Annotated in this window: 10 protein-coding genes; 2 read left to right on the top strand and 8 right to left on the bottom strand. The window is 61.6% G+C overall.

The window, feature by feature from the left end; translation table 11 throughout:
* The first annotated feature begins 22 nt into the window (after positions 1–22).
* Positions 23–1,417, top strand: a complete 1,395-nt coding sequence (gene argH, locus NF78_RS20530; protein ID WP_035991308.1) for an argininosuccinate lyase — start codon at positions 23–25, stop codon at positions 1,415–1,417.
* Positions 1,417–2,652 (top strand): tetratricopeptide repeat protein, encoded by a 1,236-nt coding sequence (locus NF78_RS20525; protein WP_035991307.1) that lies wholly within the window; start codon positions 1,417–1,419, stop codon positions 2,650–2,652. The genes argH and NF78_RS20525 overlap by 1 nt, the downstream gene beginning before the upstream one ends.
* A 37-nt stretch (positions 2,653–2,689) precedes the next feature.
* Here NF78_RS20525 and NF78_RS28470 read toward each other — a convergent pair whose 3' ends face one another.
* From NF78_RS28470 to NF78_RS20485, 8 genes are all read right to left on the bottom strand, one after another.
* Positions 2,690–3,280 (bottom strand): late competence development ComFB family protein, encoded by a 591-nt coding sequence (locus NF78_RS28470; protein ID WP_052050786.1) that lies wholly within the window; start codon positions 3,278–3,280, stop codon positions 2,690–2,692.
* A gap of 458 nt (positions 3,281–3,738) precedes the next feature.
* Positions 3,739–6,354: an ATP-dependent chaperone ClpB gene (clpB, locus tag NF78_RS20515; RefSeq protein ID WP_035991306.1), complete on the bottom strand. Its 2,616-nt coding sequence runs from the start codon at positions 6,352–6,354 to the stop codon at positions 3,739–3,741.
* A 118-nt stretch (positions 6,355–6,472) separates the two neighbouring features.
* Positions 6,473–7,123 (bottom strand): type I restriction endonuclease, encoded by a 651-nt coding sequence (locus NF78_RS20510; RefSeq protein ID WP_035991305.1) that lies wholly within the window; start codon positions 7,121–7,123, stop codon positions 6,473–6,475.
* Between the two features lie 399 nt (positions 7,124–7,522).
* Entirely contained in the window at positions 7,523–9,658 is a 2,136-nt protein-coding gene (locus tag NF78_RS20505) for an FAD-dependent oxidoreductase (RefSeq protein WP_225885387.1), read from the bottom strand.
* 154 nt (positions 9,659–9,812) lie between these two features.
* Positions 9,813–10,514, bottom strand: coding sequence for a DUF6714 family protein (locus NF78_RS33065; RefSeq protein WP_072016206.1), 702 nt, complete (start codon positions 10,512–10,514; stop codon positions 9,813–9,815).
* A gap of 53 nt (positions 10,515–10,567) precedes the next feature.
* Complete coding sequence (gene cobT, locus NF78_RS20495; protein ID WP_263970664.1) at positions 10,568–11,674, bottom strand: nicotinate mononucleotide-dependent phosphoribosyltransferase CobT; 1,107 nt, start codon at positions 11,672–11,674, stop codon at positions 10,568–10,570.
* 110 nt (positions 11,675–11,784) lie between these two features.
* On the bottom strand, positions 11,785–12,570 hold the full coding sequence (locus NF78_RS20490; RefSeq protein ID WP_035991302.1) for a DUF2232 domain-containing protein: 786 nt from the start codon (positions 12,568–12,570) through the stop codon (positions 11,785–11,787).
* A 6-nt stretch (positions 12,571–12,576) separates the two neighbouring features.
* Complete coding sequence (locus tag NF78_RS20485; protein ID WP_035991300.1) at positions 12,577–13,281, bottom strand: Crp/Fnr family transcriptional regulator; 705 nt, start codon at positions 13,279–13,281, stop codon at positions 12,577–12,579.
* Positions 13,282–13,548 lie beyond the last annotated feature (267 nt).

Genomic DNA, 13,548 nt, shown 5'->3' with positions numbered 1-13,548 from the left:
GCTTAAACGCACTAGCCTGCCCATGGAAACGCCCAATCCCCAGACCTGGAGCCAGCGCTTTGAAACAGCGCTGCATCCTGCGATCGCGGTGTTCAACGCCAGCATCGGCTTCGACATCGAGCTGATCGAGTACGACCTCACCGGCTCTGAGGCCCACGCCAAAATGCTGGTCAAGACCGGCATTCTCAGCCCTGAGGAAGGGGAGCAGATCGTGAACGGTCTGGAGACCATTCGCCAGGAGTACCGCTGCGGCAGCTTTGCCCCCGGCGTGGAGGCCGAGGACGTGCACTTCGCCGTGGAGCGACGGCTGACCGAGTTGATTGGCGATGTGGGCAAAAAGCTGCACACGGCCCGATCCCGCAACGACCAGGTGGGCACCGACGTGCGCCTCTACCTGCGGGCCCAGATCGAAGGCATTCAGGGGCAGTTGCGCCAGTTTCAGCAGACCCTGCTCGATCTGGCCGAGGTCCATGTGGAAACCCTGATCCCCGGCTATACCCACCTGCAGCGGGCCCAGCCCCTGAGTCTGGCCCACCATCTGCTGGCCTACTTTGATATGGCTCAGCGGGACTGGGAGCGGCTGGGTGACATCCAAAAGCGGGTGAACATTTTGCCCCTGGGCAGCGGCGCGCTGGCGGGCACCACCTTCCCCATCGATCGCCAGTATTCAGCCGAGCTGCTGGGGTTTGAGCGGGTCTACGGCAACAGCCTGGACGGGGTGAGCGATCGCGACTTTGCGATTGAGTTTGCCTGCGCCGCCAGCCTGATCATGGTGCACCTGTCGCGCCTATCGGAGGAAATGATTCTCTGGGCCTCGGAGGAGTTTAGCTTTATCACCCTCAACGACAGCTGCTCCACCGGCTCCAGCATCATGCCCCAGAAGAAGAACCCCGACGTACCCGAGCTGGTGCGGGGCAAAACCGGGCGCGTGTTCGGCCACCTACAGGGGCTGCTGGTGATGATGAAGGGGCTGCCTTTGGCCTACAACAAAGACCTCCAGGAGGACAAAGAGGCGATTTTTGACACCGTGCAAACCGTCCAGGGCTGTCTGGAGGCGATGACCATTCTGCTGGGGGAGGGGGTGGTGTTTCAGGTGCCGCGCCTGCGCCAAGCCGTCAACGAAGACTATGCCAACGCCACCGATGTGGCCGACTACCTGGCGGCGCGGGGCATCCCCTTCCGCGAGGCCTACAACCTGGTGGGCCAGGTGGTCAAAACCTCGCTGGCGGCGGGCAAGCTGCTGCGGGAACTCACCCTGGCGGAGTGGCAGGCAATCCATCCCGCCTTTGGGGACGACATCTACGCGGCGATCGCCCCGCAGCAGGTGGTTTCAGCCCGCAATAGCTACGGCGGCACCGGCTTTGAGCAGGTGCGTCAGGCGATCGCGCGGGCGAAACAGGCGCTGGGAGAAGGGTAATGATCAGCCTCTGCATGATTGTCAAAGACGAGGCGGCAAGCCTGCCCTGCACCCTGGCCAGTGTGCAGGGGGTGGTGGGAGAAATCATTGTGGTCGATACCGGCTCCACCGACGACACGGTGGCGATCGCTGAGGCCCACGGAGCCCAGGTTCACCGCTTTGACTGGACCAACGACTTTGCTGCCGCCCGCAACGCATCGCTGCGCCACGCCACCGGCGATTGGGTGCTGGTGCTCGATGCCGACGAGGTGCTGCTGCCCCAAACCGCCCAGGTGCTGATGGCCCTTGACCGGGGGCAGCCCCTGGGGGAGGTCGCCGCCGCCGACGTGCTGGCGGTGAACCTGCTGCGCCTGGAGCTGGGTGCGCCCCAGGCCCCCTACACGCTGATCACCCGATTTTTTCGCCGCCTGAGCGAGGTCAGCTTCAGCCGCCCCTACCACGAAACCGTAGACGACGCCGTTGCGGCCCTCCAGGCGCAGTCTCCCCACTGGCAGGTGGTGACCCTGGCCGAGCCCGCCCTGCACCACACGGGCTACGACCCGGCGGTGGTGATGCAGCGGGGCAAGTTCGATCGCGCCCGCACCATTATGGAAGGCTACCTGGCCGACCACCCCGACGACGGCTACCTACTGAACAAGCTGGCCGCCCTCTACATCGAGTCCGACCAGAATGCAGCGGCTCTGCCCCTGCTGAACCGCGCCCTGGAGCAGGCAGGTGCCCTTGATGAGATCACCCGCTACGAGCTGCACTACCACCGCGCCCTGGCCCTGGCCTCCCAGCCCGAGCAGGCCGCCCGCGAGTACCAGGCCGCCCTGGCCGAGGCGGTGCCCCCGGTGCTCAAGCTGGGCGCGTGGATCAACTGCGGCAGTTTGAAGAAAGCTGAGGGGGATTTTGAGGCCGCTATCGACCTGTTTCAGCAGGCGATCGCCGCCGACCCCACCCTGGCGGTGGCCCACTACAACTTGGGCACCGCCCACCGAGCCCGGGGCTACCTCGACGAGGCAATTGCGGCCTACCGTCAGGCGATCGCCCTCGACCCCAACCACGCGGCCGCTCACCAGAACCTGGGCGTGGCCCTGTTCAAGCTGGGTCAGTTGCCCGAGGCACTCCAGGCCTTCCAGCGGGCGATCGCCCTCTACGACACCACCGACCCGGCCACCGCCGCCAGCCTGCGCCAGGGGGTAGCCAAACTGGGAATCCCGACCGGACTATTGGCCCAGACGGGACTGGTGTAGGGGCAAACGGTGTTTGCCCAGCGTGACGTGGAACAAGCTACTTGGAGTAGCGGGCGTCATTCCAGTCGAACCCTGTCTCTGAGGGGGTGTGCGTCTTTTGCCATGACACATCGGAGCCATAGGTGCCAGGGCGCCAGTAGTGAGCATGACTACCGTCGGCCCGCTCGGCGCTGGTCATATTAGCCGCCCCGTCCCGGTAGCGCGTGCGGTGGGAGGTATCGGTGGCGTCAGCGGTCGGCAGGGCCCCATCACTGCGGCGACCCAGCACCGTCCGCAGCCGGTTAATAGCGCCATCCCAGCTGAGATCGGGCTGCTTGAGAATTTCCCGCAGGGCGTTGAGGGCCACGTTGGCGGCTTCGTCCTCCTGCCCGCGCAGGGGCTGTGAGGCGCGAATGGGGTCTACCTGAACCGCCGCAAAAGCCTGACGCACCGCACTTTTGATCTGGTTGTGCAGCTCGCGCTTGGCTTTTTCGTACTGCAGCTGCCACCCCTTCTCGCTAGAGGCGTAAAGCGACGGCAGGCGGTTGAGGGCGTAGGTCTCCACCTCGACCCGCTTGAGATATTTCAGCATGCGGGGGTGCATGGTTTTGACCTGCTTGTCCACCTCTTCGGCAACGAGGAGTTCCATAACATTCATATAGCTATGTCTTGGAACATCATGAGCGATTTTCATAACCAACCCCATTTTCGGTTGAATAAACTGGTGCAGCTCCGAGATATCGGAATCGCCACGGCGATGCCCCCGATTGGTTAACCACCCCCCTCAACCAGAAACTCCCTAAAAATGTACCCAGGGGTTAACTAAGGCAGTGGGGATGGTTGAGGGCAATGGCCTGTACTAACAACAGTATGCCCAAATAAATTCCGAAAACTTACGGAATTTTCTATCGAGCAGTGGATGACCTGACCGGGTAAATATGCCGAATTGGCCTATCTGGCTATGATGGCAAAATTTTGTGGATCCCTGCAACCGTAGGCACAAAACTTCAGCGGTAAAGCGGGGGGATCTTAACAAAGCCTACCGGCCAGCGGCTTATCTTTGGGAATCAGCCAGGTAAGGGAACGGTCCTCCCCTGGCCGTCGCGCCTACAGGGTCAACAGTTCGGCGGGCAGCCGCCTGAAGGCCAGCCGCTCGTTTTCGACATCGACGTAGATGGTGTCACCCTCGCCAAACTCGCCGCGCAGAATGGACTTGGCGATCTGGGTCTCCAGTTCTCGCTGGATGGCCCGCTTCAGGGGACGGGCGCCGTAGACCGGGTCGTAGCCCACCTCGGCCAAAAAGTCGAGGGCCGCTTCGGTGAGCTTGACGGCCATTTTGCGGTCGGCCAGGCGATCTTCGAGGCGAACCACCTGCAGCTTGACGATGTCGCGCAGCTGCGACTTGAGCAGTCCGTGGAAGATGATCATCTCATCCACCCGGTTGAGAAACTCAGGCCGGAAGTTGCCCCGCAGGGCCTCCATAACGCGGGATTTCATCTCGTCGTACTGGGCATCGTCCCCGGCCACATCGAGGATGTACTGGGAGCCGATGTTGCTGGTCATGATGATGATGGTGTTTTTGAAGTCCACCGTGTGCCCCTGGGCATCGGTGACGCGGCCGTCGTCGAGAATTTGCAGCATGACGTTGAACACGTCGGGGTGCGCCTTCTCAATTTCGTCAAACAGAATCACCGCAAAGGGGCGGCGGCGAATGGCCTCAGTCAGCTGACCGCCCTCGTCGTAGCCCACATAGCCGGGAGGGGCACCAATCAGCCGGGAGACGGCGTGCTTCTCCATATACTCCGACATATCGATGCGCACCAGGGCCTCTTCGGTGTCGAACAGGTAGGCGGCCAGGGCCTTGGCTAGCTCGGTTTTACCGACCCCGGTGGGGCCGAGGAAGATGAAGCTGGCAGTGGGACGGTTGGGGTCGGCCAGACCCGCCCGCGATCGCTGGATCGCATCGGCCACCGCCGTCACCGCTTCCTCCTGACCAATCACCCGCTCGTGCAGCTCATCTTCGAGCAGCAGCAGCTTTTGCATCTCCGACTGCACCAGTTTGCTGACCGGAATGCCCGTCCACTTGGAGATGATCTCAGCGATGTCTTCCTCGGTCACCTCTTCGCGCAGCAGGGTTTTGCCGGTGGTTTGGGTAGCGGTGAGCTGGGTTTCGGCGGTTTCGAGCTGGCGCTGGAGCTCGGTGAGCTTGCCGTACTTGAGTTCGGCGGCCCGGTTGAGGTCGTAGTCGCGCTCGGCCTGCTGGATCTCGATGTTGACCCGGTCAATGTCCTCTTTGATCGCCTGAATGTGGTCGATGGTGTCTTTTTCCGACTGCCACTGGGCGTTGAGGGCGCTCTGCTGCTCCTTGAGGTCAGCCAGCTCTTTCTCAATCCGGTCCAACCGCTCCATCGAGGCGGCGTCGCTCTCTTTTTTCAGCGACAGGCGCTCCATTTCGAGCTGAAGGATCTTGCGATCGACTTCATCTAGCTCCTCGGGCTTGGAGGTAATCTCCATTTTGAGCTTGGCGGCGGCTTCGTCCACCAGGTCAATGGCCTTGTCGGGCAGGAAGCGATCCGAGATATAGCGGGTGGATAGGGTCGCTGCCGCTACCAGAGAACTGTCGGAGATCTTGACCCCGTGGTGCACCTCGTAACGCTCCTTCAGGCCGCGCAGAATCGAGATCGTATCTTCCACCGTGGGCTGATCGACATAGACCTGCTGGAAGCGGCGCTCCAGGGCAGCATCTTTCTCGATGTACTTGCGGTACTCATCCAGGGTGGTGGCCCCAATGCAGCGCAATTCGCCGCGAGCCAGCATGGGCTTCAGCAGGTTGCCCGCATCCATCGCCCCCTGGGTCGCCCCCGCGCCCACCACGGTGTGGATTTCGTCGATAAACAGAATGATCTGCCCTTCAGAGTCGGTGACTTCCTTCAGCACCGCCTTGAGCCGCTCTTCGAACTCGCCCCGGTACTTGGCTCCGGCAATCAGCGCGCCCATGTCAAGGGCGATCAGCTGGCGGTCTTTGAGCGACTGGGGCACATCGCCGCTGACGATGCGCTGAGCCAGTCCCTCGGCGATCGCGGTTTTACCCACGCCGGGCTCGCCGATCAGCACCGGGTTGTTTTTGGTGCGGCGCGAGAGAATCTGGATCGTGCGGCGAATTTCGTCGTCGCGGCCGATCACCGGGTCGAGCTTGCCCCGGCGGGCGGCGTCGGTGAGGTCACGTCCGTATTTCTCTAAAGATTGGTACTTGCCTTCAGGGTTTTGGTCGGTCACTTTTTGGGTGCCTCGAATGTCTTGAATCGCCTGCTTGAGCTTGGCTTCGCTCAGGCCCAAATCTTGAAACAGGGCTTTGCCAAAGCGGGTGTCGCCAGGGTAGGCCAAAATCAGGTGCTCGATCGAAATATACTCGTCACCGTAGTCTTTTTTGTGCTTGTCGGCGCGATCGAGCAGGGTATCGAGGGACTTGCCCAGATACACCGACGAGCCTGACCCAGATACCTTGGGCTGGCTGTTGATGAAGCTTTCGGTGCGATCGCGCAGCGCCTGTCCATTGACGCCCAGCTTGGCAAAAATGCTGCTGGCCAATCCGTCTTGATCGAGCAGCGCCAGCAGCAGGTGATCGCTCTCGATCTGCTGCTGCTGGGCCTGTTTGGCAATATCCTGGGAGCGCACAATGGCATCCCAGGCTTTTTCTGTAAATAGATTTTGGGTGGGTTGCATAGGATTACGCTCTCCAGGAACAGGGATAGCTACAAATTTGTGTATGACTGCATTGTAGAGAGAGCCGCTGCCCCAGCAGGATCGGTGTTCACGATTGTTCTCAGGCGGGTTGCCGCCTTTAGGTTTCTTCTGCAGCTAAAACCTGTGCGCCCAACCGTTTGAGGATTTGCAATACCCTGTACAGCTCGTTACCTGGATTAATTAATGCGAACAGCCGAGAATTGGCGTACTGAGCTGTAGGCTGCCGAATGGTTTTGAGAAACAAAAACTCATTGCCATTCGTAATTAAACCAAAAGTTGGAACAATGGCCTGGGGCGGTTTGGGGTTGCTGAGCATATAGGCCAAGGCCTGAGGAATGGCCCGCGTCACGGCAAAATCGCTGCGCTTGGACTCAATCACCAACAGCCAGAACTGTTCTTTTAAAACCAGGACATCAATACGGCCTCGAATGACAATTCCGTCGTCTTCTCGCTCCAAATTAATGCTGGTTTCGGTTTCAATTCGAAAAGGCTGGCGGTAAAACCCGGCTAAATCCAGCAGAGGAGACAGCACCACCATCTTGACGCTGTTTTCGAGCATTGGTGGGTCTTCCATCAATGCAGTGAAATTGGCCTGGACGCGATCGAGCAGCTGTTGTTCAGCCTCACTCAGAGCAGGCATCTCCTGCTGCCACTCCCCAAAAAAGGCGGGGTCTAAGGATTGTTGTAACCCCAGCGCCTGTTTTAGATCGCGCAGGGTGGCTGTGTTTGCGGCAATGGTCTGCACCATGATTCACCCTCTCAGGGCCAATACCTTATTCTAAGCGCACTAATCGCAAGGTTTGGCTCGTTCCGCACCGCGGCGGTTATTTGGGCTTTATACGAAATCCGGCCTGGCTACCCCCGATTGGTTGAGGGCAAACAACCGTTTGCCCCTACGGGTTGGCCCTTGAAGAACCGGGGGTATGGAATTCGGATTCGGTATTAGAGTTCTCTGGGGAAGTCCTGTGGATAGCCGGGACGGCTGTCCCTGTTCTAGGGACCAAAGTTTCCTGGCGGCATAAACATCTTGCCCGATGAACCGCCCAGATCCTGTCGGTATAGGCCGTGAAGAATCCCGGTTAAGCGCCACAGGGTCCAGGATCTTGACAGACCCTGAGCCCTGAGCCCAATGCGCTAAATTAGTTGCCTACCAGGGCTTCCACTCGGTCCAGTCTTCGTTGAAGATCGAGGTGTTGGGGAACTTGGTGGGGTTACCGCTGGCGTCGAGTTCGGCCCGCAGCTGGTCAAGCAGGGGCTCGTGGCGGGGCAGGTTGTCCACCAGTTCGTAGGGCAGCACCCCGTTGCGCAGCGAGAAGTCGATGGTGTGGGCAGCGGCGGCCCCCACCGACCACTCGAAGGAGTGCACCCGGTAGGCGGCGGCGGCGATGTTGCTGGCGGCGATGCTCTTGCTGGCCACCAGCATGTTGTCCACCCGCTGGGGAATCATGGCCCGCAGGGGAATTTGAGCTGGGTAGGCCTGGCCGTGGGCCTGACGCACGCCGGGCCGCTCGATGTTGCCGGGGGCCTCGGGGGGGTAGTCGCGCATGCAGGGGTGGAAGTCGATGGCATACTGGGCGATGCCCACGGTGTCCGGGTAGAGGCGCGATCGCCCCCGCACGTGAAACTCATCGGGATTTGCCCCCGGCATAAAGGTATCTACCGTCTCCAGCCCTGCCAGAAACCGCCGCATGGAGGCAAAGCCGTTGGGGCCCAGGGCGTCACGGTAAAAGTCGGTGGTGAAATCGTTCCAGGAGAAATCGATCTCGCTGATCATGAAGCCGTCCTCGTAGCCGTAGGAGGGGCGCCCAATGATCCGCCGGGCTTCGCGAATATAGGGGAACTTCGACAGACCGTGGGCGGTGCCCATGGGCGAGTCGAGCCCGCTCATGTAGAGGTTGTAGGGTTCCGGCTCTTTCCAGGAGTCATCCAGCTGCGAGTCGGTGGTGCCGGTGGTCAGCCAGTAGAAGTAGCCGATCGCATTCTCTTCGCCCCGGCGCAGGGTTTCGGTGCGCAGCCCCCCCAGCCAGCCGCCCGGGGCTAGCTGACCGCTGGCCTGCAGCTGCTCCTGGGTGAGGATCAGGTTGTCGCGGCTGGTGCCGGGGCGGTAGTCATTGCCCCAGGTCCAGTTCTGCATGGAGATATCGCCGGGCACAGGCCTGGGTGAGCCAAAAATGCGCTCCCCGGTGCGGCGGGGTGAGGCACTCCACAGCCGCCGATAGGTAAACACAAAGTCGAAGTGGTCCTGGGGGGTCTGGAGCTGGGGCCGCTCTTTCTCCCAGCTGTAGTAGGGCTCGTAGATGCTGTAGAAGTCGGGCACCTGGAAGGTCTGGGGCTCGGCGGTGCGCTCCATGGCAAAGGTGTAGGTAAAGCCCTGGGTGCAGTAGGGGTCGCGCTCCGCCACGGGTGAAGAGGGGTTGAGGGGCGACCGGGGGTCCAGCCCCAGCTCGTAGGGCACATCCGCCAGCACAATCAGCTCACCAGTCTCAGTGGCCTCCACTACAAACCAGTCCACCCGCCGCTCCACATCCCCTGGCGCCCGCTTCGGCACAATCCCCGCTGGCACAAATTGGATGATTTCCTTCGACAGTCGCGCTGAGTCCTGGTAGGTATAGGCGTCTTCAATAATTTCGGAAAGAAAGTCGGTGTTGAGCGGCGCGGTCCCCGGCGCAGGGCTGTGGCGAATGGCGATCACCTCGTCGATGTGGGTAGCGTCGGCGTTCAGCCCCAGATCTTTGACCACGGTGTTGGGAAACCACTTCAGCTCGCCGCCGCCACGGTGCTGAGCCTCCGCCAGCATATCCATCAAAATGGCGTTGGCATCGGGGGGCATAAAGCAGGCCACACTCACCCAGCACTGACCGGGGTTGAGTTCCCCATACTTGGCTTCGATCCGCTCCCGCAGCTCGTTGTAGCCCCGCGAATAGAACAACAGCCGCCGCTGCTCCCGCGACTCGTCCAGCGCCGTGGTGCCCTGGCTGGAGATCTGCCCGCCCACCCAGTCGGTCAGCTCAGTCATGCAGACGGTGTGACCCATCAGCAGGCTCTCGTAGGCGGCGGCGGTGCCCGCCAGTCCACCACCGACAATCAGCAGTTCGCACTCCACCACCTGGTCGGGGGTGCGGGGCAGCTGGGCCACCCGGGGCGCGACCGTCTCCTGGGCGCGGGCGTTGCCGATGGGGAGGGGCAGCGAACCCGCTACCAGGGTTGAGGCCAAAAGGGGAGCTGTAAGGGCGCGAAAGAAGCGTTTCATAGCAAACCAGAAGGGGCGAGTCGATTGCACCATCTAGCTTATCGGCTGGTTGTAAGATTCGGCTATGGGGAGCGACAGGTTGTTGGTTCGAGCAACGGGGCGCGAGGCGGAGGCAGGGGATGCGATCGCCCATGGTAGCCGACCCAGTCGGCCAGGGTGACGCGCCCTTCAGCCCTTCTACCGACGACTAAACTGGCCACACAAAGGTATCGATAAATTGCAAAAAGTCAGCGATGACGCGGGCTTGCGTTGGGTTCAGGGCGCTGCAAAGGGTGCTGCGGTAGTGGGGGGACTTTAAGCACGAAACCGTTGCATGGTAGGCATTGGTCTCCTGTTTGCCGTACTTCAGGCACCAGAGTAGATAGGCCGGTATGGCGTGGCGAAATCCTTTTGCATCCATAAACGCAAAGACGTCGTGAAAGGTTTCAATCCAGTCGTCGGGAATGTCCTGCCAGCGCATAGTCCCGTCCAGCTGACGGGCCTGAACTGGATCTTCGTAATCATCGCGCGCCCGAGCTTCGTGCAGGGAAACGCCCCCGTCAAGGGTTACCCCTTGAAAGGCCGCCGCGACGCTCTCCATGAGCGCCCGTCGAGTTTGCTCGGCCAGCGCATCCACGGTTTGCCAGTGGGGCTCTCGCCTATCGCTCGGGGTTGGCGCACAAACGTCATTGAGCCACTGGGGTTCGCAAGCGCCCAGGGCTGCAAAGTTGCGCTGGGCCTGCCGCAGGCTGACCCGATTGGAGCCCGTCCAGCTATGGCCATTGGCGGTGCCCGTATCCCCATCGTCCTCCCAGAAGCAGATCGGACAGATGAGGTAGGTGCCGGGGGGCTCAAGGGTCAGCGTTTGGTAGCCACAGCAGGGGCAGGGGTAGAGTGAATCGGTCGTCATGGTACCCGTGTATTTCGCGTATTTCGCGGGCGATGGCGCCTGGTGGGAGCGGCTCAGGCTTGCTCCAGCCGGGCTTTTTGCTCCAGCAGAGCTTCGATCGCCCCCAGCAGTTCCGGCTGGCCCCATCCCTGGTACAGCGAGGCGGCGATCGCGCATCCCCCCGCCCCCACGCCCTCTTTGACAAACCCCCGCTCGTAGGCCCGCAGCGCCTCGAACCGAGACCGGGCAAAGGAGAGCTGAGTGGCGATCAGACAGGCCCCCGTCAGCGCCGCCAGGCCTACCGTATCCCCGGTAGGATCCTCCGCCACCCAGCGCGTAGTGCCCACCGCCACGTTCTGGGGGTTCCAGGGGGTGTGCTCGGCGGCGGCGATCGCCCCCATCAGGGCGTAGACCGCCAGCATTTGGGTGCCCCCGGCCAGCAGCACGGGGCGAGAGCGACTGGCGGCGATCGCCAGCCCCGCTACCAGCGGCTGCATCGGGTCGCCCACCGCCGCCGCCACCGCCAGAGGATGCGGTTGGTCTGGCAAATTGGCCAGGGCCAACCCCTGGGCCACCAGGGCCTGTTTTTGCCGATGGTTGCAGGCGGGGTGACTGCTGTTGACCCGCCCTGCCGCGTCCAGCCCCAGCCCGGTGAGCAAGCCCAGCGCCGTCGTTGTGCCACCCACCACGCATTCCGCCAGCAGCAGAGAGTCGCTGGCGGCGGCCAGCCGTTCCCCCTGGGCCAGCCCCTGCCGCCAGAGGTGACGCACCACCGCCGGGGGCAACGCGGCCCCGGTACTCAGGCACTGGGCGGGCTTTCCCCCCAAATCGATGTGGGGAACGGTGGGCGGCAGCGGCAACCCGGCATCCAGCACCACCAGGGGAATGGCCTGGGCAGCGATGACGGCTCTAGAAATCAGCGCGGGGGAGGCCCCGGCCTGGAGCGGCGGCAGGGGATAGGTGGGCGTTGAGCCGGGGCCGTTGACCATGAATTCGGCATCGGCCAGGGCGGTGAAGCGGCGATCGCGCGGAGTTGCCCCTGCCGCCGAAATGCCCTCAATCAGCCCGGTCTCCGTGAATCCCAGGGTCAGCACCAGGGTGGGCCGCAGCCCACGCCCTCGCTCCAGCCAGTCTTTTCCCCGTCGCTTCTCGGTATACACCTCAATCAAGGGCTTACCCACAGACCCCACGCCTCCAAAACAACACCCTCAAAGCAGCGTGTACGGCCTCCAGTTTACGGGTCATGGGTTGGAGGCAGCCCATACCCTGCACCGTGACCCTTGCACCTGACCTAGTCCTTCAGCAAATCCTGCACCCACCCCGGCGGCTCTGGAATTTTTGTACCCAGTCGCCCCAACAGCAGCCAGGCGGCCAGATGCACCGTAAACAGGTACACCAGATTGCTGGCCAACACCGACAGCAGCGCCAGGATCTGCACCGCCTCCACATTGGCCTGCCCCAGCACACTCACATCCAGCAGCCCCAGGCCAATCAGGCGCTCCAGGCCCCAGTTCAGCATCTGGGTGACCTGGGTGGTCAGGTACACCCACAGGTCTTCACCCACCAGTACCGACGACAGCCAGAGCCGAAAGAAAAAGCCCAGGGTGCCCAGCAGTGCGCCAATGGCGATCGAGATATACCAGTTGGTCCGGCGCACCCAAAAAAAGCCCAGCTGGACGCCCATCAGCGCGTAGGGAATCAGAAACAGCAGGCTGCGGGGCGGTCCCATCAGCACCGAGAGCAGCAGCCCCGACACCAGCGCCGACATCCACGCCGATCGCGCCCCCCAACGCAGGTACACCAGCGCCATCGGCAGCGGAAACAGAATGCGTAGCACTGGCCCCGGTGGGAAGTAGGTATTCACCAGCCAGATCAGGGCGGCGGTGCTGGCCAGAAAAGCCGTTTCGACCATCGCCAACGGCCCCGCCTTAAACCGGTGGGACAGGTCTGGCCCGTCGGCTTCGGCCTCAGCGGCGCGGTACTCCAGGTAGGTGTCTAATTCATCAAAGTCGCTAGCAGTGGCCCCGGCCTGGGGCTCTGCATTAGCCCTGGGGGCGGGGTCAGGGGGATGACTCATGGATGGCTAAACCAGCAGACGTTCTAGGGCATTGATGTCGGGGATGCTCATCAGGTCTTTATCCCGCACAATCAGCCCTTTCTTCTCTAGCTTACTCAGTACGCGGGTGACTGTCTCCCGGGCCAGGCCGCTGAGGCTGCTCAACTCACGGTGGGGCAGGTTGGGAATTTCGATGCCGCTGGCCCCCCGCTGCCCCTGGCCATCGGCCAGAAACAGAATAATGTCGGCTACCCGCGAGGTGCTGTCGGATTCCCGCAGCCGCAGCCGCCGGTTGACCTGTCGCAGCCGCCGCGCCATCAGCTGCGACAGGTGAATGCCGGCCAGGGGTTGAGTATTTAACAGTTTGACAAAGTCGCTGGCGGGCATGCTGCCGATGACGGTGGGCACCAGGGTAATCACATCGGTGGAGCGAGGCACCTCTTCGAGGGGGGCCATTTCACCAAATAGCTCGCCCTTGCCCAAAATGTTGAGCGTCACTTCTTTACCGTCGAGGTTGTAGGTGCGAATTTTGACCCAGCCTTCCAAAATAAAATAGACCGAACTGCCCCAGTCATTTTCAAGCAAAATCACCTGATTCGCCGGGTGACGACGCGATACCACATGGCTGGTGGCCTCAACTACAGCCTCCTCCGGCAAATCCTGAAATAGCAGCGCCGAGCGGATCAGTTTCAGATCGGCATCAGTATCTCTAGGGTTGTAGCGAGCATCCATTTATCACCCCAACATTAATTTTTTTGTTTAAGTTAGTGATATTAAATCGCCTCAACCAATCCTATCCCAGAGGAGGGGTAGAATTCTTCACGGGCAGCCTGGCTGTGGAAGTCAAAGTTTTAGCACTATATCACTCTGCTCCAGGCGAAACGAGGGCGATCGCCGTTAAGATCGAGACCCATTCCAAGTTGTCAGGATCATCAGTTGAGCCCTTTCTATCTATGCCCTTCAACAGCAGCGCCCCCCGGGCATAACCGTGATGATTTT

The organism is Leptolyngbya sp. KIOST-1 (assembly GCF_000763385.1).
In the GTDB taxonomy this organism is placed as follows: Bacteria; Cyanobacteriota; Cyanobacteriia; order Phormidesmidales; family Phormidesmidaceae; genus Nodosilinea.
The sequence above is the reverse complement of the archived record's forward strand: the minus strand, read 5'-3'. Positions and strand labels throughout refer to the sequence as shown.